General features: G+C 38.7%; 22 protein-coding genes and 2 pseudogenes. 23 read left to right on the top strand and 1 reads right to left on the bottom strand.

Translation table 11 applies throughout. From position 1 onward, the window contains the following. Positions 1–50: 50 nt before the first annotated feature. The 20 genes and pseudogenes from QWZ04_RS04020 (at position 51) to QWZ04_RS03925 (ending at position 22,024) form a co-directional block, all read left to right on the top strand. A complete protein-coding gene (locus tag QWZ04_RS04020; protein WP_290325191.1) occupies positions 51–1,433 on the top strand; it encodes an MBL fold metallo-hydrolase in 1,383 nt (460 codons plus the stop codon). Positions 1,434–1,722: 289 nt separating this feature from the next. Next, entirely contained in the window at positions 1,723–2,847 is a 1,125-nt protein-coding gene (locus QWZ04_RS04015; RefSeq protein WP_290325188.1) for a polysaccharide export protein, read from the top strand. Beyond that, positions 2,847–3,287 carry an arsenate reductase/protein-tyrosine-phosphatase family protein gene (locus QWZ04_RS04010; protein WP_290325186.1) on the top strand — a complete coding sequence of 147 codons (441 nt, stop codon included), beginning with the start codon at positions 2,847–2,849 and terminating at the stop codon, positions 3,285–3,287. The genes QWZ04_RS04015 and QWZ04_RS04010 overlap by 1 nt, the downstream gene beginning before the upstream one ends. Before the next feature lie 62 nt (positions 3,288–3,349). Then, on the top strand, positions 3,350–5,527 hold the full coding sequence (locus tag QWZ04_RS04005; protein ID WP_290325184.1) for a polysaccharide biosynthesis tyrosine autokinase: 2,178 nt from the start codon (positions 3,350–3,352) through the stop codon (positions 5,525–5,527). A gap of 168 nt (positions 5,528–5,695) precedes the next feature. Next, positions 5,696–6,976: a Vi polysaccharide biosynthesis UDP-N-acetylglucosamine C-6 dehydrogenase TviB gene (gene tviB, locus QWZ04_RS04000; RefSeq protein ID WP_290325182.1), complete on the top strand. Its 1,281-nt coding sequence runs from the start codon at positions 5,696–5,698 to the stop codon at positions 6,974–6,976. Between the two features lie 12 nt (positions 6,977–6,988). Beyond that, positions 6,989–7,936: a Gfo/Idh/MocA family protein gene (locus QWZ04_RS03995; RefSeq protein ID WP_290325180.1), complete on the top strand. Its 948-nt coding sequence runs from the start codon at positions 6,989–6,991 to the stop codon at positions 7,934–7,936. Positions 7,937–8,087: 151 nt separating this feature from the next. Continuing rightward, positions 8,088–8,333: a phosphopantetheine-binding protein gene (locus tag QWZ04_RS03990; protein ID WP_290325178.1), complete on the top strand. Its 246-nt coding sequence runs from the start codon at positions 8,088–8,090 to the stop codon at positions 8,331–8,333. Continuing rightward, positions 8,314–9,669 (top strand): AMP-binding protein, encoded by a 1,356-nt coding sequence (locus QWZ04_RS03985; protein WP_290325175.1) that lies wholly within the window; start codon positions 8,314–8,316, stop codon positions 9,667–9,669. The genes QWZ04_RS03990 and QWZ04_RS03985 overlap by 20 nt, the downstream gene beginning before the upstream one ends. Then, complete coding sequence (locus QWZ04_RS03980; protein ID WP_290325173.1) at positions 9,666–10,388, top strand: SDR family NAD(P)-dependent oxidoreductase; 723 nt, start codon at positions 9,666–9,668, stop codon at positions 10,386–10,388. Before QWZ04_RS03985 ends, QWZ04_RS03980 begins: the two co-directional genes overlap by 4 nt. A 33-nt stretch (positions 10,389–10,421) precedes the next feature. Further along, complete coding sequence (locus tag QWZ04_RS03975; protein ID WP_290325170.1) at positions 10,422–11,261, top strand: UDP-3-O-(3-hydroxymyristoyl)glucosamine N-acyltransferase; 840 nt, start codon at positions 10,422–10,424, stop codon at positions 11,259–11,261. 46 nt (positions 11,262–11,307) lie between these two features. Continuing rightward, complete coding sequence (locus QWZ04_RS03970) at positions 11,308–12,429, top strand: DegT/DnrJ/EryC1/StrS family aminotransferase (RefSeq protein ID WP_290325168.1); 1,122 nt, start codon at positions 11,308–11,310, stop codon at positions 12,427–12,429. Positions 12,430–12,516: 87 nt separating this feature from the next. Further along, entirely contained in the window at positions 12,517–13,578 is a 1,062-nt protein-coding gene (locus tag QWZ04_RS03965; RefSeq protein WP_290325166.1) for a glycosyltransferase family protein, read from the top strand. Then, entirely contained in the window at positions 13,571–14,104 is a 534-nt protein-coding gene (locus QWZ04_RS03960) for an acyltransferase (RefSeq protein WP_290325164.1), read from the top strand. Before QWZ04_RS03965 ends, QWZ04_RS03960 begins: the two co-directional genes overlap by 8 nt. Positions 14,105–14,107: 3 nt before the next feature. Next, positions 14,108–15,145 carry a glycosyltransferase family 4 protein gene (locus QWZ04_RS03955; protein WP_290325162.1) on the top strand — a complete coding sequence of 346 codons (1,038 nt, stop codon included), beginning with the start codon at positions 14,108–14,110 and terminating at the stop codon, positions 15,143–15,145. Between the two features lie 231 nt (positions 15,146–15,376). Continuing rightward, positions 15,377–16,441, top strand: a pseudogene (locus tag QWZ04_RS23530) (ISAs1 family transposase). A gap of 145 nt (positions 16,442–16,586) precedes the next feature. After that, positions 16,587–17,966, top strand: a complete 1,380-nt coding sequence (locus QWZ04_RS03945; protein WP_290325159.1) for a lipopolysaccharide biosynthesis protein — start codon at positions 16,587–16,589, stop codon at positions 17,964–17,966. Positions 17,967–18,091: 125 nt separating this feature from the next. Beyond that, complete coding sequence (locus tag QWZ04_RS03940; protein WP_290325157.1) at positions 18,092–18,706, top strand: acyltransferase; 615 nt, start codon at positions 18,092–18,094, stop codon at positions 18,704–18,706. After that, positions 18,703–19,710 carry a glycosyltransferase gene (locus QWZ04_RS03935; protein WP_290325156.1) on the top strand — a complete coding sequence of 336 codons (1,008 nt, stop codon included), beginning with the start codon at positions 18,703–18,705 and terminating at the stop codon, positions 19,708–19,710. Before QWZ04_RS03940 ends, QWZ04_RS03935 begins: the two co-directional genes overlap by 4 nt. An 81-nt stretch (positions 19,711–19,791) precedes the next feature. Further along, positions 19,792–21,006, top strand: a complete 1,215-nt coding sequence (locus QWZ04_RS03930) for a glycosyltransferase (RefSeq protein ID WP_290325154.1) — start codon at positions 19,792–19,794, stop codon at positions 21,004–21,006. 1 nt (position 21,007) lies between these two features. Next, positions 21,008–22,024, top strand: coding sequence for a hypothetical protein (locus tag QWZ04_RS03925; protein ID WP_290325152.1), 1,017 nt, complete (start codon positions 21,008–21,010; stop codon positions 22,022–22,024). 685 nt (positions 22,025–22,709) lie between these two features. Here the strand turns inward: QWZ04_RS03925 and tnpA are convergent. Then, complete coding sequence (tnpA, locus tag QWZ04_RS03920) at positions 22,710–22,883, bottom strand: IS66 family insertion sequence element accessory protein TnpA (protein ID WP_290325149.1); 174 nt, start codon at positions 22,881–22,883, stop codon at positions 22,710–22,712. Positions 22,884–23,022: 139 nt separating this feature from the next. Between tnpA and QWZ04_RS03915 the strand changes: the two genes are divergently transcribed. The 3 genes and pseudogenes from QWZ04_RS03915 to QWZ04_RS03905 all read left to right on the top strand — a co-directional run. Beyond that, the gene (locus QWZ04_RS03915; RefSeq protein ID WP_290325147.1) at positions 23,023–24,456 is read left to right on the top strand and encodes a mannose-1-phosphate guanylyltransferase/mannose-6-phosphate isomerase; all 1,434 of its coding nucleotides are present in this window, start codon (positions 23,023–23,025) and stop codon (positions 24,454–24,456) included. Between the two features lie 62 nt (positions 24,457–24,518). Beyond that, positions 24,519–25,955 carry a phosphomannomutase gene (locus QWZ04_RS03910; RefSeq protein ID WP_290325145.1) on the top strand — a complete coding sequence of 479 codons (1,437 nt, stop codon included), beginning with the start codon at positions 24,519–24,521 and terminating at the stop codon, positions 25,953–25,955. Between the two features lie 13 nt (positions 25,956–25,968). After that, a pseudogene (locus QWZ04_RS03905) lies at positions 25,969–26,106 on the top strand (dTDP-glucose 4,6-dehydratase); the annotation flags it as partial. Between the last annotated feature and the right edge of the window lie 34 nt (positions 26,107–26,140).

Raw genomic sequence — 26,140 nt, 5'->3', positions numbered from 1 at the left:
TCCCTACAAATCGATATGCTAATAAGTTTGTATTTGTAAGGAGGCAAAACATGAAAACAATTCACCACAAAGTAATCCACCACGGCGGCAAAAATACAGTAACCGGTTCGTGCCACGAACTCCAACTCGGAAAAAGTGGCCTACTCATCGACTGCGGCCTTTTCCAAGGCAACGACTTAACAAACCGGGGTAACAAAGCCCTAGACATAGACTTCCCAATAAAACACATCAAAGCCTTATTCCTAACCCACAGTCACATCGACCACATAGGCCGCATACCCTGGTTACTTGCCGCAGGCTTCAAAGCCCCAATCTATTGCACTTCATCCACGGCAGAATTAGCCCCCCTAATGCTAGAAGACACCCTAAAATTACAACTAGGCCTAGAAAAAGGCCAACGAGCCAGAATACTAGAACTGATTAGAAAACAAATAAAACCCATCCCATACAACAGGTGGGAGAGACTCGCTCTTTCTAGCACTTCGAACTTAGCTTTTAGTACTTGTTATTTCCGCTTCCAACCCGCAGGCCACATCCTAGGCTCTGCCTACATCGAAATAAAACTCCCCAACAGCCAAGTCATTGTATTCTCCGGCGACCTAGGCCCAAGCAATACCCCATTATTACCCGACCCTAAACCACCAAAACGAGCAGACTACCTCTACCTAGAATCCACCTACGGTGACAAAACCCACCAAGACATCGCTACCAGAAGAAACCGTCTAAACAAAATAATCCAAAACTCACTAAATAACGGTGGCACCATTATCATTCCCGCTTTTAGTGTAGGGCGCACCCAAGAGCTCCTCTTCGATATAGAACAGTTACTGCATGACCAAAAGCTATCACACCGCCTACCTATTATTGTGGATTCGCCGTTAGCGAGCAAAATAACCCGCTCTTACCGCCGATACCGAAAGCTGTGGAATGCAGAAGCTAAGAATAAAGTCTCAAATTCGAGACAGCCTTTAAAGTTTTCTCAATGTACTGTTATCCAAGATCATAAGCAGCACATGGGTTTAGTTAACAGGCTGGCAACATCTGGCGAGCCTGCCATTGTCATTTCTGCATCTGGCATGTGCCAAGGTGGGCGGGTGGTGAATTATTTAAAAGCGCTATTACCGGATAAACGAACCGATGTGATTTTTGCAGGCTACCAAGCACACGGGACGTTAGGCAGAACCCTGCAAAATACCACTAAGTACGTTATGAACTCAGTTGATATCAATGGTGAGCGTATTCCATTAAAAGCTCAGGTACATACTATGTCTGGCTACTCTGCTCATGCCGATCAAAGCGACTTAGCCAAGTTTGTAGCAGGGATTGGCTCGCAAGTTAGTGAAATTCACCTGATACATGGTGACGTTGAACCCAAAAAAACCTTAAAACAATTGTTAGTAAAGCAAAACCCGAGTACAAAGGTCATCACCTAACTGTTGCTTTTGTCAGTAGTGTTTGACCTCTAATATCAAACCGCTAATCGTTTGTAATTTACACCGCATTATGGATAATGTGGCAAACTAAATTGCCAATTGATTGCAATACTGGCAAAAACATAATTAAAAACGCAGTGTGGTTAGGCGTATACCAAAGGGCGGTAGCGTGTCTAAATAGCCTAGGAAGGGCGAGACATTGTGATAACGGCTATGGTTAGCTACCACTTACTACCCAGGTTTCCCCACTGCATACATTGGCTAACTAAAGTAAGAGCTAAACAAGAATATGGACTTTAATAAAAAACTGGTTTTAGCAGCACTGATCCCGACTTTATTAGCGGGCTGTGCAGTTCCTGGTTCCCATCTTTCCCCTTCGAATGCTGCAAACGCTAACGAACACACTTCCCAAGAAGAACAAACGCCTCCTCAATTTAACGTTTATCCGCTAACGGCTGATAGAGTTAACGAATACAAAACCCCAGAAATTAACGCGAAACCTAACGTTGAGCTAGATGCTGCTATTTTGCGCTACGAATACCGCGTTGGGCCTGGTGATATTCTAAATGTCACCATTTGGGATCATCCAGAACTCACCATTCCTGCAGGCTCTTACCGTAGTTCTGCTGAAGCAGGTAACTGGGTACATGCCGACGGCACCATATTTTACCCATACATTGGTAAAGTGGACGTAGAAGGTAAAACGGTTACAGAAATTCGAGATTACATGGCTAAGCGTTTAGCTAAGTACATTGAAAGCCCACAAGTAGATGTAAACGTTGCGGCGTTTCGTTCTAAAAAAGCCTATGTAACCGGTGAGGTCGATAAGCCGGGCCAACATGCCATTACTAATATTCCGCTGACCTTATTAGACGCAATTAACCGCGCTGGTGGTCTTGAAAAAGACGCTGACTGGCGAAACGTAACTTTAACCCGCAACGGTGAAGAGCAAAGCGTTTCCCTACACGCATTAATGCAACGTGGTGACTTAACCCAAAACCGCTTGTTGCAGTCTGGCGATATTATTCATGTGCCACGTAACGACGCGCAAAAAGTATTCGTAATGGGCGAAGTAAAAGATCCACAACTGCTTAAAATAGACCGCGCAGGCATGAGCCTAACCGAAGCGCTAAGCAGCGTAGGCGGTATTAACGAGCTTTCTGCTGATGCTACAGGTGTATTTGTGATTCGCTCAAATCAAGATGAGCAAACCGCGGCAGATGTTTACCAGCTAAATATTAAACAAGCATCATCATTGGTTGTAGGCACTGAGTTTGATTTAAAACCTTATGACATCGTTTATGTTACAGCAGCACCAATTGCCCGTTGGAACCGCGTAATGGCACAGCTAATGCCAACCATTAATGGCTTTAACAACCTGACTGAAGGTATCAACCGAGTGAGAGGCTGGTAATGTTTAATAAGATATTAGTCGTTTGTGTAGGCAATATTTGCCGCTCGCCAATTGGTGAGCGCTACTTACAAAAGTTATTACCGAATAAAGAAGTGGCCTCTGCAGGAATAGCTTCTAAAAAAAGCCGTCTTGAAGGCAAACCCGCCGATGCAATGGCAACAGAAGTCGCCAGCGAACACGGTGTAAGCCTAGAAGGGCACGGCTCTCAACAGTTAACTTCAGAGTTGTGTAGCCGATACGACCTTATTCTAGTCATGGAAAAAGGCCACATGGAAGCCCTGACACAGATTGCCCCAGAAGCCCGCGGAAAAACCATGTTATTTGGCCAGTGGATTGGCCAAAAAGACATTCCAGATCCATACAAACAAAGTAAAGAAGCCTTCGACTTTGCCTACGACTTAATCGAAAAGTCCGCAGACGCCTGGTTCAAAAAGCTTTAACTTACTTAGGACTTAGAGTTTAGAACTTCGCACTTCACCTCAACATAAGAATTATTACAAACATGACGACTCAACCTTCAAAACAAGTCGACTCTTCATCTGATGAAATCGACCTAGGCAAACTGTTTGGCATTCTACTGGATGCCAAATGGATGATCATTGCCACTACATTTTTGTTTGCAGTAGCCGGTGTGGCTTTTGCGCTGCTTTCTACGCCGATTTACAAAGCCGATGCGCTGATTCAAATTGAAGAAAAAAGTAAAGGCGGCATTTCTGCCATGGTAGGAGACATGGGGGACATGTTCTCTTCAGAGTCTTCGGCTACGACGGAAATCGAGATCATTAAATCTCGCATGATTTTGGGCGACACGGTAGACAAGTTTAATTTAACCACCCTGGTGTCACCAAGCTACTTTCCTATCGTAGGGAAAGGCTGGGCACGGCTAACGGGTGATGTTAACCGTATTGATGTAAGTCGTTACGAAATGCCCGATCATGTACTCGAGTTAGGCCATCAAATTGTGGTGCTGGATGCAGAAAAGCAAACCTACCAACTGGTACGTGATGACGAACGTGTAATTCTTGAGGGTAAAGCCGGCGAGCTTGCACAAAAAGATAGCTACAAGATATTTGTTGCTCATCTAGATTCTAGCAATGGTTTTGTATTTAGCATTGGCAAACGTTCTAAACTGGAAGCAATTGCAGGGCTAAGCCAAAGCTTGTCTATTTCAGAAAGAGGCAAACAAACGGGCATTATTTCGCTGTCATTAGAGGGTGAACAGAAAACACTAATTTCTGAGTTACTTAACGACATTAGCCACAATTACTTTTTACAAAATGTAGAGCGCCAGTCAGAAGAAGCACAAAAAAGCTTACAGTTTTTAAGCAGCCACCTGCCAGACATTAAAACCAGCTTAATGGCAGCCGAAGATAAGCTAAACCAATATCGCCAAGATAATGAGTCGATAGATCTTGGGCTTGAAGCGCAGTCTACCTTAAAAGTAATGGTAGAGCTGGAAGCGCAACTTAACGAGCTAACATTCAAAGAAAGCGACATTAGCCAGCGCTTTACTAAAGACCACCCTGCGTACCTATCTTTAATTGATAAAAGAAACACACTACTCGGTGAAAAAGATCGCCTAAACAAGCAAGTGCAACAGCTGCCTAAAACACAGCGTGAAATACTGCGCATGACTCGTGATGTAGAGGTAAACCAACAAATTTACATCCAACTGCTGAATAAAGTGCAAGAACTGAACATCATTAAAGCCAGCACTGTGGGTAACGTGCGCATTTTGGATGATGCACAAGCCTACGCAAGAGCCGTTAAACCGAAAAAACCATTGATAGCGGTGTTAGCGACATTACTTGGTGGCATGTTAAGTGTTGCTTTTGTGTTGGTGAAAGCGGCGTTCCACCGTGGCGTTGAAAACCCAGACCAAATTGAAGAAATAGGCCTAAGTGTGTATGCCAGCATCCCTAAATCGGCTTTTCAATTAGAGCTGTTTGATCGCTTTAAACGCAAATCAAAAAACAAGAGCAAAAATAACGCTACGGGCGAAATGCTATTGCTAGCAGAAAGCAACCCAGCCGACCTTTCTATTGAAGCACTGCGCGGCCTAAGAACAAGCTTGCACTTTGCCATGATGGAAGCAAAAAATAATGTGCTGATGATCTCTGGCCCAGCGCCAGGTGTGGGTAAGTCTTTTGTATCGACTAACTTTGCAGCCGTTGCTGCTAAAACTGGCCAAAAAGTATTGCTTATTGATGCTGATATGCGTAAGGGCTATTTACAACAAACTTTCGGCCTCAATTGGGACAACGGGTTGTCTGATTTGTTAAGCGGCAAAGTTGACATAGCTGCCGTAGTTAAAGATTCTAAAATAGAAAACCTAGATATTATTACCCGCGGGCAAGTACCACCCAATCCATCTGAATTGTTGATGCACAAACGCTTGCAAGAGCTAGTGGACTGGGCTTCAGAAAACTACGACCTAGTAATTGTAGATACCCCACCTGTGCTAGCGGTGACAGACCCGAGCATTGTAGGCGCATTAGCGGGTACAACACTTATGGTGACGCGCTTTGGTCAGAATACCGTTAAAGAGATAGACGTAGCAAAAAACCGTTTTGATCAAGCCGGTATTGATGTGAAAGGCGTAATCTTTAATGCGACAGAGAAGAAAGCGTCTTCTAGTTATGGGTATGGTTATTATAACTATGAGTATTCTTCGAAGTAACGATAGTTGTGATGGACCTATTGGGCGGTTTTAGGTAAGTAAGTAAAATCTAGGCTTTATAAGAGGCGGGCGAAATTAGGCTGTCTCAAAATGGATGAAAGTGTCTCAGAATGTCAGTTGGACTGAGAATGGAAAATGAACAATATTTGATTAATTGGTATAAAAAACATGAATTTAACGTTAGAAAATACTCGTGTCGGTATCATTGGCTTAGGGTACGTTGGCCTTCCTTTGGCTGTAGAGTTTGGCAAAAAACAGCCAACTATTGGCTTTGATATTCATCAAGCGCGAGTGGATGAGCTTAGGCAAGGAAAAGATTCGACCTTAGAGTGCTCTCCGGATCAGTTGGCAGCAGCGAAATACGCTAACTACACGTGTGAACTTTCTGCTATCAAGGACTGTAATTTTTATATTGTTACTGTGCCAACGCCAATTACCGATGAAAATGTACCCGATTTAACTCCTCTTGAAAGGGCGTCAGGTTCACTAGCCAAAGTGGTATCTAAAGGTGATATCGTTGTGTTTGAATCAACAGTATACCCAGGCGCTACTGAAGAAGTGTGCATCCCAATCATAGAGAGAAATTCTGGTTTGAAATTTAACGAAGATTTCTTCGCGGGATACTCACCAGAGCGTATTAATCCGGGTGATAAGGTTAACACGTTAACCACTATCATGAAGATTACGGCAGGCTCAACGCCTGAAGTGGCAGATTTTGTTGATGAAGTATATCAAAGCATCATCACTGCAGGTACACATAAAGCCTCAAGCATCAAAGTCGCTGAAGCGGCAAAAGTGATTGAAAATACGCAGCGTGATTTGAATATCGCCATTATTAACGAATTCGCTAAAATCTTTAACCGTTTAGATATTGATACTGAAGAAGTATTAAAAGCGGCAGGTACTAAGTGGAACTTCCTACCATTTAAGCCGGGTCTAGTTGGCGGACACTGCATCAGTGTCGACCCTTATTACTTAACCCATAAAGCTAAGGAAGTAGGTTACTCTCCAGAAGTGATCTTGGCTGGTCGTCGTATTAACGATGGTATGGGTCAATATGTTGCTACTCAAATGGTGAAAAAGCTATCAAGCGAGAAGATTCACATTGATGAATCTCGAGTCCTTATTATGGGTTTTACGTTCAAAGGCGATTGTCCTGATGTACGTAATACCAAGGTCATTGAAATCATCAAAGAGCTAAAAGACTTCAATGTTCAAGTAGACGTATTTGATAATTGGGCTGACCCTCAAGAAGTTGAACACGAATATGGTATTCAGCTTATTACGGAACTAGAAGAGGGTGCTTATGAGGGCATCATTCTAGCGGTAGACCACGATGAAACCAAGAAAATGGGTATTGATGCGATAAGGAAGCTTGGTAAAGAAAGTCATGTAGTATACGATGTTAAATACATATTCGAACCTGGTATTTCAGATATTCGTCTTTAAAGGATAATAATAATGAAAAAGTTTGCGTTAATTGGTATTGGTGGTTACATAGCACCTCGTCATTTGAATGCCATTAAAGATACTGGTAATACATTAGAAGTTGCCATGGATATCAACGATTCAGTTGGGATCATGGATATGCATTTTCCTGATTCTGAGTTCTTCACTGAGTTTGAAGATTTTGCTGCCTATGTAGAAGACGAAGCATTAAAAGGCAATAAGTTAGATTACATTTCGATTTGTTCACCTAACTATCTACATGCACCGCAAATGAAGTTTGCTCTTAAAAACGGTATCGACGTAATTTGTGAAAAGCCACTAGTGCTTAACTCCCAGGAACTCAACACACTAAAAGTGTATGAAGAGAAGTACGGTGCAAAGGTTAATAGCATCTTACAACTCCGACTTCATCCATCCATTATAGCATTACGTGAAAAAGTTCAAAATGCGCCAGCTGATAAAGTCTTTGATGTTGAATTGACTTATATGACTTCACGTGGGAAGTGGTACCTAAAGTCTTGGAAGGGGCTCGGTGAAAAGTCTGGCGGTGTGGCAACAAATGTGGGCGTTCATTTTTTCGATATGTTGCACTTTATCTTTGGTGATATCAAAACAAATGAAGTTCACTACAAAGATGAGCAGACCGTTGCTGGCTACCTTGAATATGACCGTGCCCATGTTAAATGGTTCTTATCTATTGATGCCAATCATCTACCAGAAAACGCTGTACAAGGTGAAAAGAAAACCTACCGCAGCATCTTGATTGGTGATGAGGAGCTTGAGTTCTCAGGCGGCTTTACAGACTTGCACACGCAAAGCTATCAGAATGTATTAAATGGCAATGGTTATGGGTTAGAAGAAAACCGTGCTGCAATCGAAACGGTTGAGAAGATTCGTGACCAAACGACTGTTAGAAACAGTGAGAATTATCACCCCCTGCTAGTAAAATTAGTCAAGTAGAGGAATGTGTGCAGGCGTATGATAAAAAATACTAAAATAAACTCAAAATAATATATTACCATGTACTAGTACGGTTTATTTTACAGGCTAGTAATAAATTTTGATTACGTATTTATGCCCGCATTTAAATTGAAAAAAAGAGATAGCTGATATGAAAAAAATCATAGTGGAAAAATTAAATGAAGCATTAGAGCAAACAAGTGTTGAGCTTCAGTATACAAATATTGATGATGAACAAGTGTTATTGGAAAGTGGATTAGATTCTTTAGGGTTTGCTATTTTGGTTGCTTTACTTGAAGAAGAATTGGACTTTGACCCGTTTCAAGAAATGGAAGATGCAGTATACCCTACAACATTTGGTGAGTTCGTAGCGATCTATGAAAACCGAAATGCATAACAAAATCATAAGTTACGTACGGCAGATACCAAGCGAAAGGGTTTTTCTAAACTTCCAAAATTCATGTTATACATTTGGGCGTATTCTGGAGTTGTGTACTGAGTTTTACAACAAATTTCCTGAGTTAAAAAACAAAAACTGTACTGTTGTTTCCGAAGATAGAGAATCCTTAGCGATATACCTACCTGCGATAGACAGTGTTTGTAGTAGTATTTTTCTGCAACCGAATGATATTCATGGTAATGAAGCGGATTTTTATAGATCAATTGGCATTGAATTTATTGTAAGGTTAGGCAATGGAGTTGTTACCTCAGTTGAAGAAATCACAAGTCTGCAAGGGGCGACCAATAGAACTGCTAATGAATATATATTGGCAACGTCTGGAACAACAGGTACTCCTAAACTCGCTTCATACTCATTAAGCGCGCTCACAGCGACGACTCAAAAAAATATTGAACGTGGTCAGGAATTCATTTGGGGACTCTCATATGACATTAATAGATTTGCAGGGCTTCAGGTCTATTTGCAAGCGGCTGTTGCGGGGTCGACTCTAGTTATACCAGCGAAAAATGAGTCTATTCATTCATTGGTCAAACTGTATGCAAAGAAACATGTTAACTGTCTCTCGGCCACACCATCCTTCTGGCGAAAAGCACTTATGGTTCCCTCACATAGGAGTATTCCTTTGAAGCGAATTACTTTAGGTGGTGAGATTAGTAATCAAAGTATCTTAACAGCTTTATCAAAGAGTTTTCCTGATACGAATATTATTCATATTTATGCTTCGACAGAAGCTGGTGTTGGCTTCGCGGTTAAAGATAAGCAAGAAGGTTTCTCTACTCACCTTTTGGCCGAGAACTCTAGTTTACTATGTAAGCTTAAAGTGGAAGATGGCTTGCTATGGATAAAAAGTCAGCACGGTTGCTCTAAGTTTGTCAAAGGTGAACTAGAGCTTGATCGTGACGGCTTTATTAACACTGGTGATTTGGTTGAAGTCAAAGGTGAACGGGTTATTTTTCTCGGGCGTGATAGTGGCTCAATCAACGTTGGTGGCAATAAGGTCATGCCAGAAAAAGTTGAGTCAGCATTGGAGGCGAGCCCTTTTGTCTCAATGGCGAAGGTATTTGCTAAAAATAACTCTGTCTTGGGAGCTCTTGTATCTGCTGAGGTTGTAGTTACAAAGCGAGGTGAGGCGCTCCCAATAAAGGAGCTTAAGGCTGAACTAATCGCGTTCTGCAGAGATAAACTTGAATTATTTGAAATACCAGCAGTAGTGAAACGTGTTGATGTGATCGGAATAAATACTACTGGAAAGAAAATTAGGAACAAGAAATGAGAAATGTGATTGTTACGGGATCTGCTAAAGGATTAGGTTTGGAGATCTCAAAACAGTTGGCTGATGCTGGTTACAACGTCATTGGTATTAGCCGAACAGAAACAGAAGAATATAGCAGCCTCCAATCGGAATACCCAGAGCGTGTATATTTCTACCAGTTTGACTTTGCAAACACGGCGAAAATATCGTTACTAGTGAAGCAAATTACAAAAGATCACGGCCGTATCTACGGTTTGATTAATAATGCTGCCTTAGGCCATGATGGTGTTCTCGCTACAATGCACGAATCTGATATTTCAGAAGTGATCAAAGTCAATGTTGAGGCTCCAATACTTCTAACAAAATATGTATCACGCTCTATGTTGCTAAACAAAACGGGCAGAATTGTAAATGTAGGCTCGATAATCGGCTCTACAGGTTTTAATGGTTTGAGCGTATATGGTGCAACTAAATCTGCACTAGGAGGTTTTACTAAATCTTTGGCCCGAGAGTTAGGTAAGGCGCAGATTACAGTTAACACTCTCGCTCCCGGCTATATGGAAACCAATATGACCGATGGTTTAGTGGGAGATAAGTTGGAAAAAATCAAAAGACGGAGTTGCCTTGGTAGGCTTGCAAATGTATCCGATGCAACTGGTATGATAATATATTTACTGTCAGAGAATGCAGCAGGCATTACGGGTTCAACTATTACTGTTGATGCAGGCAGCACCGCATAGTTTATAGAATTCGAAGGCAAATAGGATTCAGTTATGAATAATACATTCTCTCATCCACTCCTTGTGAGTGACATTTGTAAGCTTTTAGATAAATGCGAACACTTCGGTAAAGACTTCGAAGTTACATCTATCTCAGATATATCTGAACCATTAGAGCATAGTCTCTGTGAGTATACTAAAGGTGATTTGCCTGAGTCTCAAGAAGGTTATGTATTGCTAACTCAAAAAAAAGTAGATGGTTACAATTGCATTGTAGTGGAGAATAGCAAGAAATGCCTAGTAAAACTTATCAAAGCTCTTGAATTTAAAAAGAACAGATCATTACTTTCTCCCACAGCTTTAATCGGAGAAAACTGCACTATCGATGATGGAGTGATAATAGGCGAAAGGACTATTGTTGAGAGCGGAGTTGTAATTAGGGGAGGGACTAAAATAGGCACAGACTGCATTATAAGAGCTAATGCTACAATTGGTAGCGAAGGTTATTCTTTTTACTATGACAATGAATATTACGCTATTCCATCATTAGGTGGAGTAATTATTGGTGATGGTGTTGAAATAGGCTCCGGCTGCAACATTTCTAAAGGGAATTTTAATAATACTGTTATTGGGAAGGGTAGTAAGCTAGATGCCTTAAATCACATAGCACATGATTGTATGATAGGAGAACGTTGCACTATTACTGCTTCAGTAGCTCTTTGCGGATACGTTAAAGTTGGTTCGAACACTAGAATTGCACCAAATGCATCTATATTACAACGAAAAATAGTTGGTAATAATGCAGTTATCGGTTTAGGTGCTGTTGTAGTAAGTAATGTTCCTGATGGTAGCTCTTACTTTGGTAACCCTGCTAGAAAGGTTTTAAAAATGTAAGAATTCGGTCTTGTGTTAACTAACATGAATTAAAGAGGCACCTTAAATGGAATTTATTGATTTGAAATCCCAATACCATTTTCTTAAAGAGAAAATCGATGCAAGAATAGCGAACGTACTTGAACACGGTAAATACATCATGGGGCCAGAAGTACAAGAGTTAGAAGAACGACTAGCTGACTACGTAGGTGTTAAACACGCTATTACTTGTGCTAATGGTACAGATGCACTGACACTTGCGTTGATGGTATTGGATATAAAAGAAGGGGATGCTGTATTTTGTCCAACTTTTACCTTTTTCGCTTCTGCCGAAACCATTGCTTTTGCAAAAGCTACCCCAGTTTTTGTGGACTCAGATGAAGATACGTTCAATATTTGTCCAATTGACCTAGAAAAACGCATTAAACAGACGATTGAAGAAGGTCAGTTAAACCTTAAAGCAATTGTTGCAGTGGACCTCTTTGGCTTACCTGCAAATTATCCTGAAATAGAGTGTATTGCTAAGAAATACAATTTAAAGGTTATTGAAGATGCGGCGCAAGGTTTTGGTGGCTCAATTAGCGATAAAAATGGTATTAAAAAACGAGCTGGCAGTTTTGGTGATATTGCGACAACCAGCTTCTTCCCAGCTAAGCCATTAGGCTGTTACGGTGATGGCGGCGCAGTGTTTACCGATAATGATGAGTATGCAGCGCTACTTCGCTCATACCGCGTACACGGAAAAGGTAAAGATAAATATGACAATGTGCGTATTGGAGTAAACTCACGACTAGATACCATCCAAGCGGCTATCTTGTTAGAAAAGCTTGCTGCATTCCCTCAAGAGTTAATTAGTAGAAATCAAATAGCTGAAAAATACACAGAGAAATTGTCATCAAAATACAAAACACCATTTGTACCTGAGGGTTACGAGAGCTCCTGGGCACAATATACGTTAGTTGCAGATAATCGTGAAGCTGAAATGCTTAAGTATAAAGCACAGGGTGTTCCGACGATGGTGTACTATGGAACTTGTATGCATCAACAAACAGCATTTAATGACTCTTTACAGCCAAATCTTAAATGGGCCATTGCGTCCCAACTTTCTAAAAAAGTCTTTAGCCTACCTATTTCTCCTTATATGAAAGAAGAAGATTTAAAACTTATGATGTTAACGACAGATTTATAAGTAACACTAATCCTTATCATTTAACTGACATACCAATTTCGATACTTTTCGTGAAGGATATAGTGTATATGTACCATGGTGCAAAAAATGGAAAATAAATCGAATGTAATTAGAAAAAAAGTTATTGTTTTCATTAGCCCTTATGACGAAAAAGATGCAAATGCAAATGGGTTTATGCAATATTATTCGAAATTTAAGAGTGATGATAGCTATGTAGTGAAGTTTATAAGTGTCAATAAGTTCTGGAAAAGCAAAGCTATAGAAAAAAATAATATAAATTTAATTGTTCCTCTAGGTTTATCCTATTTTAAACTTTTTGAAAATCTTTCAGTTTTACCTAAAGGAATAACATGTGACTACTTAATCGTAGATAGCGATCCCTATTTATTATGTTTAATGGAAAAGCTACTTTCAACTATAAGTTATTCGTTCTTAATATATCGGCAGTCGGATCCTATATCATTAATCAGTGATGAACCGCGAGTGTTTAAGGGGGAAAATCTTTTGCTTTCTAGGTCTGATCAGGTTTGGACTCCTAACCATCTTCTAATGGAAGGAAATTTGAAAGAAAAAAATAGCAAGTATAAAGTCTTATATAATCCTATAAAAATAACTCATATATCAAATGAGGCATACGGTGAGTTAGATAGGATTAAAAGGCTTACTGATAAGTATCGGTTAGTTGGAGTATATTACGGAAAATTGGAGTTGGACTTTGATTTAATAAGAGATGTTGCTGTAAAATCACCGGATACATTGTTCTTGATCTTTGGAGATTATATTATAAATAAAACCCCTTCAAACGTCATTTTATTAGGGTATACGGATTTGCCCAATATATATTCCGTCTTGGAAATATCTGATTTTATGTATATTCCATACAAAAAGATCGGAGTGATTAATGATTTGCTTTATGTTACAGCTAAAGTTTTAGCGGCGGTAAAGTTTGATAAACCTATTATTGCAGCTAATGTAGCTAAAGAATGTAAAGAGATTGGTGTGTCTGTCGTGGAAAACAGTATTGAGTTTTGCAACCTTTTAAAAGAGCCGTTTAAGTTATCTTCTCCATATATTGACCTGGATGATTATAGCGAAGTGACCTTATTCGATAAATCCAAGAAATATTTAGGAGAAATTGACAGTGACTAAAGTAATTATCCGTTCAATTATAAGGCTATTTTATTCGGAAAAATACCTAAAGTCAGAACTGTTTGAACTTGGATATTTCGGCTATAAAATGGCTTTAAGGTCAATATGGCAAAGAAATATCCTTAGAATAGAGAAACCATACCCGTGGCCAGCCAATTTAACATGTCGAATATCAGAGCCTAAGAATATTGTTTTTGAAGATGAAGATGTTGCTATTTTTTGGTCTCCAGGTACTTATTTTCAAAACTTTTCAGCAAAAATAGTACTTGGTAAAGGTGTTTATATTGCGCCTAATGTTGGGATTATTACAGCTAATCATGACTCCGCTGATATCGATAAGCATATTCCAGGGGAAGATGTAGTTATAGGGGATAAGTGTTGGGTTGGAATGAATTCTGTGATTCTTCCAGGCGTGGAGCTTGGCGCTAACACAATAGTTGGGGCAGGTAGTGTAGTAACTAAGTCATTTCCAGAAGGCAATGTGGTAATAGGTGGAAGCCCGGCTATAAGAATAAGGGGACTTTAATTTATGTCAATAAAAATAATATTTAATGGACATTATCTTAAGAGAAAAATATCGGGAGTTGGCAGGTATGCCAGACAAACCATAGACAGCCTTGATAATTCTCAATTCGAAGTTGTTAATAATGCCCCTCACAATTGTGTTTACAGAGGTGGTAGGTTTATGAAATATATTCGGTTTATTTTTGTTGTGTTTTATGAATTGATTATAGCTTCTAGTAAATTGATAATGAATAAGAGAAGCATTCTTATATCACCAGCGTTTTCTGCACCAATCTCCTTTGGTGAAAGTAAATCAATTATCGTATTTCATGATTTGGCGTTTTTGGATTATCCTGATTGCTACAGTTATAAAGAAATAATGTATTTTAAGATGAATTTGTATATAATTAAGGTATTTAAACATCATGTCGTAACCCCTTCGGAATATGTTAAGACAGACATGGTTAATCGAATTGGCCTTGATGAGTCAAAAATTACAGTTATATCACCCTATTCTGAATTTAAAAATCTACCTAAAAAACAGAAAAATGAAAAGTATCTGCTATTGCTTTCAAATGCACACCCTAGAAAGAATATAGATAATACCGTAAAAGCATTTTTGGAAAGTGAATACGCAAAGTCAGGATATACTCTAAAAGTAGTAGGTACATTCGAAGTGAATCTTAATGGCTATAGATGTGATAAAATAGAACTGATTTCAAATGTTGATAATAATTATTTGGCAGAATTATATAATGGGTGTGAGTGTGTGTTGCTTTTTAGTTACTCTGAAGGGTTCGGTTTTCCTGTGGTGGAGGCTGCAAGCTTTGATACGCCGACGTTGACGTCTGATGTGACAAGTTTACTCGAATTTACACCAGATAGTATAGGGTTGGAGGTTGCCCTAGATATACAGTCGATAAGAAAGAAGCTAAATAGATTCAAACAAGATGAGTCGTATAGGATGAAAGTCAACAATAATTGTGTAAAGATTAACGAGACCTATTCGAAAGAAAGGTTTGAAAAAGAATGGCATGATTTGATAACTTTAGTATCTGCGTAAAACTTTATAAGCTTATTTGTTTACTCCTTAATGTGAAGGGTAATATGCTCTTTATATCGTACTAGTATCTACTAGAATGCTATTTTTAATGCTCTCTCAAGTTTTTCAAGTTGATTTTTCATTTTCCTGATCAGGGAAGGTTCACTAACATGCTAATATTTAAAGGATTTGCCGTGCAGTGAGTTCTCGGTTTTTGAACTTCGCTAGTTAGCCTTATCACATAACAATCAGTTGTCCGATGACCGATCATTTTCAGTGATTTCTAATACCTCCATAGGCAAATTGGAGCACAAGTTAATTGATATCATTTTGTTAACAATTCGTGCTTTGCTGTTGGGTCAGACGACTGATAAGCGATTAGTCTTTACGGTAAAGGTAAGTTGGACTTTTTTAAGCAGTTTTGCGATTTTGCCCATGGGTTCCTGCAACGTCGACGATAGCTAGAGTTATGGAATGAATAATGCGAGCGACTCGTCTACAAAAAAATGCTTTATTGAATGAAGGGTTGCTGTGAGCTGACTAAAGGTGAAATCATTGCCATTTCGGTGGTGAAACCGTTAGGGCTCCTATGATGAATCTCGCGGCCTAGGCGTAATTCAAATGGTGAACGCTTTTGTTACTGAAAATGGTATTCGTTTCGGACAACATAAAGTGCAACGAGATCAGCGCTATCCCAGAGTTGATCGAACTGCTTGATATATGGGGCTGTTTGGTCACTATTAATGCAATGGGGGCTAAAAGAAAATTGCTAAAAAATGCTAAACAAAAAGGTAGATTACTTGTTAGCGGTGGAAGGTAATCAAGGTCGTTTAGAGCGAGCATTCGATAATTACTTCGACATGAGTATGCCACAAACACGCGATGGTGATTTATACAGCACGCAAGAAAAATCATGTGGCAGACAAGAAATCAGTTTGGCATTAACGAACGCAGATTTGAGTATTTTAGGTGACTTAGCGTTTGATGGGTCAGAGCTAAAAGCAATGGGTATCGTCGTTTCAATAAGGTAAGAAGAAGCCGTGGTAAAAGAGTCGGAAATCACAATGAGATACTACATTGGTTCTAAGGACTTAAGTGTTAAGGCATTGTTAGGTGAAATACGTTCACACTGGTTGGTTGAGTCGATGCATTGTACGACATTTGGTGAAGACGCTTGCCGAAACGAGCGAAAGAGAGTGCGGAAAATTTCGCGAGACTCAGGCAGGTGTGTTTGAACATGAGAAGAGTGAAACAACTTGGAAAGCTAGCATTAAACACAACAGGTCGATGTGTGCGAAGGATTCTGAAGACCTTTGAAGGTTCTGGCAAGCCTTTGTTGGCGGGGATGTTCATGGTTTTCCGTGTTCCTGTGACTTATGGCAACTTATCAAAATACTCTTTTGATGAAGATAAGTTCTATATTTCTGATAATCTATACTGTTTTAGATTTTGAAGGTGTTTTTTGTTATTATTTAATAGTATAACTAATAAGTCGTTTCGTTCAATATCTATCTTAGCTGTTGGAACTGGATTATCTCAGTTGATAATGGTTTTGGTTATTCCAATATTAACTAGGCTTTATACCCCCGATGAATTCGAATTCTTTGCTTTTTTTTCAGCGCTAATGACTATACTGACTACTGTAGGTTGCTTAAGGTTTGAGCTTGCCATACCTATAGCAAAAAGTTTAAATGCTCGAAAATCCTTGTTAGTTCTATCGGTTACTTCATCTTTATTTGTCTCGACCTTTGCTTTATGTGCAATATTTTTAGTTGAAGTATATTTACCAGATATACACAGTAATTATTTGTCTAGTACTCTTTTTTATATATTACCTCTTGGTGTTTTTTTTGGGTGTTTGTATGCGTCTATGCAATTTTGGCATAACAGTGAGAAGAGGTTTAAGTTAATTGCAATAGGTCGAGTTTCTCAATCAGCTTCAGGGGCACTATTGCAGCTAGTTTTTGGGTACTTTGCTCTTGGTAAGTTAGGGCTGATTTTGGGTTACGCTTTGAACTCTGTTATAGGTGTACTACTTTTTATTAAAGAATTTTACAAAAGTGATGCCCCTAGACTAACCCCTGTTAAGGCGTTACAGCTTAAAAGGGTTTATACAAAATATAAAGATTATCCTACATATTCTACTATTGAAGCGCTGTTCAATTCTCTAGGCACGCAGTTACCAATTATAATTATTGCTACTTATTCGATTGGCCCAGAGGCTGGTTTTTTAGCATTGGCTACACGTGTGATGTTAGCCCCATTAAGTTTGGTCGGCAGTTCTGTTAGCCAAGTATTTATATCAACAGCAGGACAAAAATATAGGGATAATAAGTTAGATCAGTACGTAACAAATATCATTAGCAAGTTAACAATAATTGGATTACCACTTTTAGTTTTTGTTGGTTTTTTCTCTGTAGAAATATTTTCAATGACTTTTGGTTGCGAATGGGCGAGATCTGGTGAAATAGTAATGTATATGATTCCTTGGCTTATCATGCAATTCATAGTTTCGCCAATCTCAATATCTCTTAATGTTGTGGATAAGGTTCGTGTTTCATCAATTCTTAATTCTTGTGGATTTGGTCTGCGTGTTATAGGTGTTATTTTTGTTGCCCTTTATTATCCTACTTATGTTGTAGAGGCTTATTGCTTTTTTTCCTTTATCTTCTATTTGGTGTTTTTTATTGCAACTTTGAATTTGATAAATATTAGAAAAAAGTACTTGGGTAAGATTATAACCATATTTATTACCTGCTTATTATGTTCTTTGTTGTTTTCTTATTTTCTGGGTTTGATGTTGAGTCCTTTAGCGGTGTGTAGTGGTGCCATTTATAGCTAATCATTTATTTACTGTGAGGTAATGTTTGTATGAAGTGTTTGTATGAAGTGTTTGTTGTTTGGGGTTAGACAGTGATAAATAATTTAGTTTATAAAGTTCGAGTTTACGCTTCGAAGCGAGGTATAATGTCTACGCTTGGTCTGTGTTTCAATCTTAGTTTGTGCTTTATTAGGGGGTTGCTACATGGATATCCTCTTGTTTTTATCGGTAAAGGTGTAACTCTTAGATCAAAGAATAATATCAGAATTGGGAGCTTTACGCGCATAGAAGATTTTGTTGAACTAGACGGATTTGGTACAGAAGGCATATCCATAGGTTCTTATTGCAAAGTAGGAAAATATAGCATTATGAGGGTTCCTAGTGCACCGCACGTAATCGGAACTGGTATAATTGTAGGGGATCGTACAACATTCGCCGAATATTGCTTTGTTGGTGGTGCTGGTAAGGTTAACATTGGTACTGATAATTCGATAGGGCAGTATGTATCAATACATCCACAAAACCACTCTCATAGCAATGGTGAGAAACAATCTAAATTACATAACAATACAGGCACAACTGAGGAAGGAATTATTATTGGAAGTAATGTATGGATAGGTGCTAAAGTGACAATACTTGACGGGTCAAAAATTTCAGACTTTTCGACAGTTGCAGCTATGTCTTTGACTCGCTCGGAGTTTAAAAGCCATGTGTTGATCGCGGGTATTCCAGCTATTATAAAAAAGGAGTTGACGTCTTGAAATGTATTGTAATTGATAATGTTAATAATTTATCAGGTGCTCCTTTGATTTGTAATGAAATTGCAGAAACTTTGGAGTTAAATATTTATAATTTGAGACAAAGCTCATCTCCATTATATAAAAGCTCTGGATTCGGTTGTTATTCTGATTCAGCAACTATGTATCCTTTCTCTATACTGTTTCTGTTGTTTAATTTGTCATTTTTGAAGTCATTTATCGCTTCTGAAATGATTATCTGTAATACATCTCTTACTTGGTTCTTCGTGATTTTAGGTAGGCTATTTCGTAAGAAAATTGTATTGGTTTTACATGAAAGCAGCAAAAAAAATGTACTATACAAAATTTCAATACCTTTAAGTATTAGCTGTGCGAATATTGTTGTAACGCCTTCTAAACAGGCTTACCTCGATTTAGATATACCGATGTGTAAATGGAGAATTATAAACAATAAATTGAAAAACGATTACCTTAGCTATACACCTAAGAAGCGCAGTTTTACTGAAAGTGTTAATATTTTGTTTGTAGACGGTTCTAGGGAATATAAAGGAAGTCGTCTTTTTCATTCTTTTAGAGAAACTTTTGATCGCTCTTTATTAAACGGGGGAGGGATATTGTCCACTACAGATGAGGAATTTATTTCCAAATATTCTTTTAGTGGAAGTTTAAATCCTCAAATATACAACGATTTCGATATAGTTCTTGTGCTAACTGATAATAGGTTTTGGCGAGAAACTTTTGGTTTAGTTGGTGCTGAGGCCGCTGCTTGTGGTGCTCTTCCTATCTTTACGGATTCGTATGCCTATCTTGAAATATGGGAGAAGTTCTCTAAAGATTTATATGTCAAAGAGTATGAGTTGCAGTCTTTAATAAGTTGTATTGACGCGATAATTACGTCGCCTAAGGAGAGTGATCTACTTAGGAATCAAGTAAAATCTCATGTTAATAAAGTATGTTGCACTTCAAACTTCTCGTTGCGGTGGAAGCAGTTAATATTAGAAATGTAGTCAAATTCAGTGTACGTTAATTGCTAGTGTGCTTGAATATTTGAAGCAAAACGTTATGGTTATTTTTTGAGAAATTATAATATGGAAGAAACAAGTAACACGGAACAAGCTGCAACAATCGTAGCTTTTTCATGTCGTCCAAACTCAGGCTCAGAGTGGGGAGTTGGTTGGAATTACTTACTAATGCTTAGTAAGTTGTTTGCTAGCGTTAATCTATATGTTAGAAATGCAGAGGAACAACAGGAAAGGATAAGATTAGAACTGGATAAATTGCAGATTGAAAATGTGAATTTGATAGCTGTTGATGACCTTACGATTTTGAACAAATTCTCGTATTTTTTTAAAAGTTCAAGATCTCTAGCTGTAGTTTATTATTTTTGGTTGTTGAAGGTGTTGTATATTCTTATTAGAAATAAGGGTTGGAATTATTCTACTCATATTTTCCATATTACTTGGGTTTCTGATTGGATATGGACTCCATTTTTTTTGCTACCTTACAAAAAAAAGGTTCTTGGACCTTTAGGATCTCAACCTCCTAATTTTAACAACTCCAGTCCAGATTTTTACCGTTCTCGAATTAGATATGTTATCAAGTTCATTCTACGAGTTAACCCTCTCAATTGGCTCAATGCATTTGTAAGTACTAAGGCAATAGGTATATCAAAGAAGAGTATAGATAGATTACCATGGTCTCTAGTCAAGGATAGGATCGTAATATCACCTGTACATAGTGAAATGAAGAACACAACATTTAGTCGCGATAATGCAGAAGTTTTACTTTTTATAGGAAAGCACCTTGACTTCAAGAATTTAGACCTTTTTATTCACGTAGCACGGAGGTGTTTGCTTGTTCGACCAACAATGAAAGTGGTCATTTTAGGTGATAGTGCAGGGCAAGTTAGTGAAGATTTGATTAGTTTAGAAAGTGATTTTCCCGATAGGGTTTTGGTTAAGGGTAAAGTCGACCATTCTGAGGTTGAAAAGATTTTGTGTTCGCACAAGACTATAATGCTTCAAACTTCTTCCGAAGCAGGAGGGACTGCTCCCATTGAATCAATTACATGTGGCAGTCCTGTTGTATGTGTAAATGGTTTTGGTATCTCAGCATTTCTAGAGAGTAGTTATCAGCTTGGGATAGATTTTTTGGATAGAGACGATTTTGTACTTAAAGCAGAGAGCTTATTGAGAGAAATATGGACTGATTATGAAGCTTTCTCAGACAAGGCAGCGAATCTAGCTAGTAAGTTTACACATGAATTTACTTTGGCAGAATTAAAAAAATTCTTGGATTCTTAATATGCGAATTTTATACTTGGCCTTATTAGTTTTTGTTTTCTTTAGTTCTGTTCAAGTTAAGTTTCCTTCAAGTAGTGGTTTTATTTCCATTTTTACATTGCTTTTGTTTTTTATCATTTTCGTATTTACTTGCAGTACAAGAAAGGTAGAGAAAAGATGGTTGATTGGCTTTATTATTTTTTTTTCCACAACTATAGTAAATCAATCCAGTATTCTTTCATCTGGGTTGATCCTGGTTTTTTTATGCGCTAATTTGCTAGTTAAAAATGAGCCAGTTGATTCGCATGTCGATTTTTTGGAGCGTTTTTCTTTTATAATTATAGTGTTTTTTCTTTTTACTTTGGCTTTAAACTTAGCGGGAATTAATGATTTTACTTTATGGAGTTCCACAAAAGAGGAACTTGGAGGCTTCCCTAGGTTAAGAATGTTTTCAGATGAGGCTTCTTATTTTGGTATGATAGTTGTCGCTTTCTTGTTCTTGAGTGCTAGCCGTTTAAAAATTTGTATTTATTCTTTTTTATTTGTAATTTCTCAAAGTTATTATTCAATCTTGTACTTTGTTCTTCTTATATTTAGGCGGTTTGTTAATTTGATTATAATTACATCTTTGATTTTTTCATTTTTTCTCTTCCCCTTTCTATTAGCTTTTCCTGAATTATATTTTTCTAATTCAGGGCTAATAAGGTTAATTGGCCTTAACTTAATTCCGTCGATGGATTTTAGTCAATGGGTTTTTGGTTCTGGTATTGGTTTAGGTGATAAAGCGCTAACCCCTTTATTTAATTCTTTTGGTGTTGAAAATGGATCTGGATTCCTATTCTCCTTTTTCTATGACGTCGGAGCTTTAGGTCTGTTTGGTTACTTTTTGTGCGTTTGCCGTAATAGATTTGATGTCATCTTGCTAACTTTTCTCTTATTAAATTTTGGAGCTGCATCGTTTAATATCATTTTTATTATTTCTATTAGTAGATATTTATTTTTAAAAAGTGATAAGTGGGTTTTCAAATCGCCAATTTAAACGTTGTTAGTACATAAAGCCTGCTCATTAGAGCTGCTTTTGTAAGGTGCTGGCTGATTGACCATTTTGTAAAGCTTTAGTAGCCAAATTCTTGGGTGACAAGGCTATACTGAATGCAGTGGAATTAATGGTTTCGTAACTTTTCGCTGCAATGCTTGATGGTAGTATTTTGTGCCATAGTAGCATTGGCACTGACCTCATGAATTTACGGCGAATTGGATCTATCAATGCCTGTAGTACTTCATTACTACCAACGGCAACTATATCAAGGAAAATTCACGAACATGCCAATATTTAAAGGGTTGACGGCACATTCAGATTGAGGCATCAGTTAAAAATTTGTAAGCGCCTGATTAACCAGTGAGGTCTTATTCGACTTCATCTATTTTTGGGTACCAATGCATAATATGGGTCAGGTCGTCTCGAAGGGGGCGCGTCAGAAGCACTTAAGCTTTTAGTTTCTTGCTCAATGGATCCATTTCTGATATGTCCGCAACAATGAGAGATAGGCCATCAATCGACTTTCTCATACCGGTAATATCAGAGGCGAGATAAACAGTACCACTTGGGAGAATTACAGCGCCTTAAGCCAAGTTTGAAGTAACGAGCTTGGCAGCTCAGCTCTAAGTCCATTAGGTAGGGTGTACAACAACGGTCTCAGAACTTAAAGATGGAAGCTCAATCATTACCACTTGGTGGACGACTTGTTCATCATCGGCTGTTTGAGCTTTTTCAACCAGTAATTAAAAGTGGCGTAATTGATGCCGTGCTCTTTGCAAAAGCTCGGAACAGAAAGTCCACTTTCTTGCTTATTAGAGAGAATGGTTGTCCAAGGTTGTTGTTTTTCAGATTGAGCCATAGTTCCTCCGTTTGTTTAGGAAACTATCACAAAGGCTTGCTGATATTAGAATGTGGGGTTAATTGCGTACTTACATTCTGTGCTTTTATCTAGAGCTCAACAACAGAACAATTAATATTTGTTTCATTAAGGAATTAATATGCTATACCCTGTAATTATGGCCGGAGGTACCGGCAGTCGACTTTGGCCTCTTTCTCGAGAGTTGTATCCAAAACAGTTTTTAAAAGTAACGGGTGAACTGTCCATGCTGCAGCAGACCTTTACTCGTTTGGAGGGCCTTGAGTATAAAGCACCATTACTTATTTGTAATGAAGAGCATCGTTTTCTCGCTGCAGAACAAGTACGTATAGGTGGTTTTGAGCATTCTGGGATTATTTTAGAACCAGTTGGGCGTAATACTGCCCCTGCTATTGGGTTAGCAGCGCTGCATGCTTTGAAGCAAGTTGAAGGTACCGATGTTGAGCCAATATTGTTAGTGCTTGCAGCTGATCACTTGATACAAAACCAAACGGCCTTTCAACAGTCAGTGAATCAAGCTTTAGTTCATGCAGAGGCGGGGCAGTTAGTTACCTTTGGTATTGTACCAACTGCAGCTGAAACTGGGTATGGTTATATTAAGCGTGGAACCCCCAACGATGTTGCATTCAAGGTAGATAGTTTTGTTGAAAAGCCTGATTTAAGTACCGCTAAGGCTTATTTAGATTCTGATGAGTACTATTGGAATAGCGGGATGTTTTTGTTTAAAGCCTCTCAATATATTAAAGAGCTCGGAGTGCATCATCCTGAAATTCTAGCAGCTTGCGTAAAAGCCATGAATGCAACCCAAGACGATTTGGATTTTGTGCGTGTAGATAAACGAGCATTTGAAGAGTGCCCCTCAAACTCAATTGATTATGCGGTAATGGAGCCAGTATGTGCGCCAGAAGGTTCAGGTAAGTTAGTTGTTGTTCCTATGGATGCTGGTTGGAGTGATGTAGGGTCATGGTCAGCCCTGTGGGATGTTTCTGAAAAAGATTCTCAGAATAATGTACACAGAGGTGATGTGCTCGCGGTTAAATCTAGCAATAATTATATACATGCTGAAAATAAAATGATTGCGACAATCGGTATTGATAATTTAGTTGTAGTAGAAACAAAAGATGCAATTTTGGTCGCAGATAAAGCGCAAGTACAAGATGTTAAATCTATTGTACAGCAGCTGAAGGACACTGAACGCGCAGAATATAGGATTCATCGTGAAGTATATCGTCCTTGGGGTAAATACGATTCGATTGATTGTGGCTCTCGTGACCAGGTTAAACGTATAACAGTGAACCCAGGTCAAAAACTTTCTATTCAGAAACACTTCCATCGCAGTGAACACTGGATTGTCGTTGCGGGCACTGCGCGTGTTACCAATGGTGAGGAAGTTATGTTAGTCACGGAAGACCAATCGACCTATATCCCCTTAGGGACTATTCACGCGCTTGAGAATCCAGGGAAAATCCCATTAGAAATGATTGAGGTTCAAACGGGCTCATACCTTGGTGAAGATGATATCGTTCGCTTTAAAGATAGATACGGACGTGCTTAAGAATACAGTGCGGGGCCTTTTTAAGTTGCTTCACTTCTTTAAAATATATGTAGAGTTTTAGTATGTTAATTAGTTCAAGAGTAATTAATGAGTCAGGCATTCAGTTTGGTACTAGTGGGGCGCGCGGTCTAGTCAAGCAATTTACTGGTGATGTATGCGCTGCATTTACTCATGCATTTATTCAATGCATGCAAAACCAGTTTGATTTTAAGAGAGTTGCATTAGCAATTGATAATCGCCCAAGCAGCCCCGCGATGGCGCAAGCATGTGTCAAAGCGTTAGATCAGTTAGGTCTTGAGTTTATTTATTATGGTGTAGTGCCAACGCCTGCGCTTGCTTTTGCAGCGATGCAAGCTAGCATACCTTGTATTATGATTACCGGGAGCCATATTCCTTTCGATCGCAATGGTCTTAAGTTCTATCGACCTGATGGTGAGATTAGTAAAGCCGATGAACAAGCGATTTTAAATGTTGATGTACCGTTTTCTAAAATTGAAGACTTACCCGAATTGTTAATTAATCAACAAGCAGCTACAGATTATATTGCTCGCTATACGGACCTATTTGAAGAGTCATTGCTTAAAGGAAAACGAATTGGTATTTACGAGCACTCTAGTGCGGGGCGTGATTTATATAAGCCTCTATTTACCAGTCTTGGTGCTGAGGTTGTTTCACTAGAGCGTAGTGATGAGTTTGTCCCTATTGATACTGAAGCAGTAGCTGATAGTGACAAACTAAAAGCCCAAAGCTGGTCTAAGCAGTACAATTTGGATGCAATTTTCTCCACTGATGGTGACGGTGACCGTCCATTAGTGGCTGATGAGGATGGTGAATGGTTGCGTGGTGATATTCTTGGTCTACTTTGCTCTAAGGCTATGAATATAGAAGCTTTAGCTGTACCAGTAAGTTGTAATACAATTATAGAAAGTTGTGCTTTGTTTAACCACGTGGAGCGAACTAAAATTGGGTCGCCATATGTTATTGCTCAGTTTGATAGTTATAAAAATAAATATAAAACGTTTGCAGGTTTCGAAGCGAACGGTGGTTACTTGTTAGGTAGTGATGTACAGGTTGGTTATAACTATATTAAAGCGTTACCAACCCGCGACGCAGTTTTACCGGTATTGATGTTGTTTGTTGCAGCCGCTGATAAAGGCATTGCCCGACTTGTAAATGCGCTACCTAAACGTGTAACTTATAGTGACCGAGTTCAGAATTTTGCTACAGAGCGAAGTAAGCGCATTTTGCAACAAGGTTTGGAAAATCCGAAAGCACTGCTAGAGCAGCTTGGTGTGACTGGTGTGGATATTAACAATGTAGATACTACGGATGGTTTGCGTGTTACGTTATCTGATAATCGAATAATACACCTCCGCCCTTCTGGAAACGCACCTGAACTACGTTTCTATGCAGAGGCAAACAGTAAAGAAATAGCGTACGCTATTGTGAAAACCGCGTTAGAAAAAGTTACAACTCTAGCTTTTAATGAGCGTCTATGAATAATATTAAGATATTAGCCCCGAAGGCGCAGGTTTCATCAGTTCAGCCGTTGTGCGCCACATCATCAACAACACATCAGACAGTGTCGACAATGTTGATTGCTTGACATACGCCTGTAACCTAGAGTATTTGTCACGTCTTGTCGATGATAAAACCAAGAAAGCACAGCAGTCATGAAAGTACT

This window comes from Vibrio tapetis subsp. quintayensis (genome assembly GCF_030409945.1).
Lineage (GTDB): Bacteria > Pseudomonadota > Gammaproteobacteria > Enterobacterales > Vibrionaceae > Vibrio > Vibrio quintayensis.
Note: the sequence above shows the minus strand (reverse complement) of the source record. Positions and strands in the feature narration are given on the sequence as shown.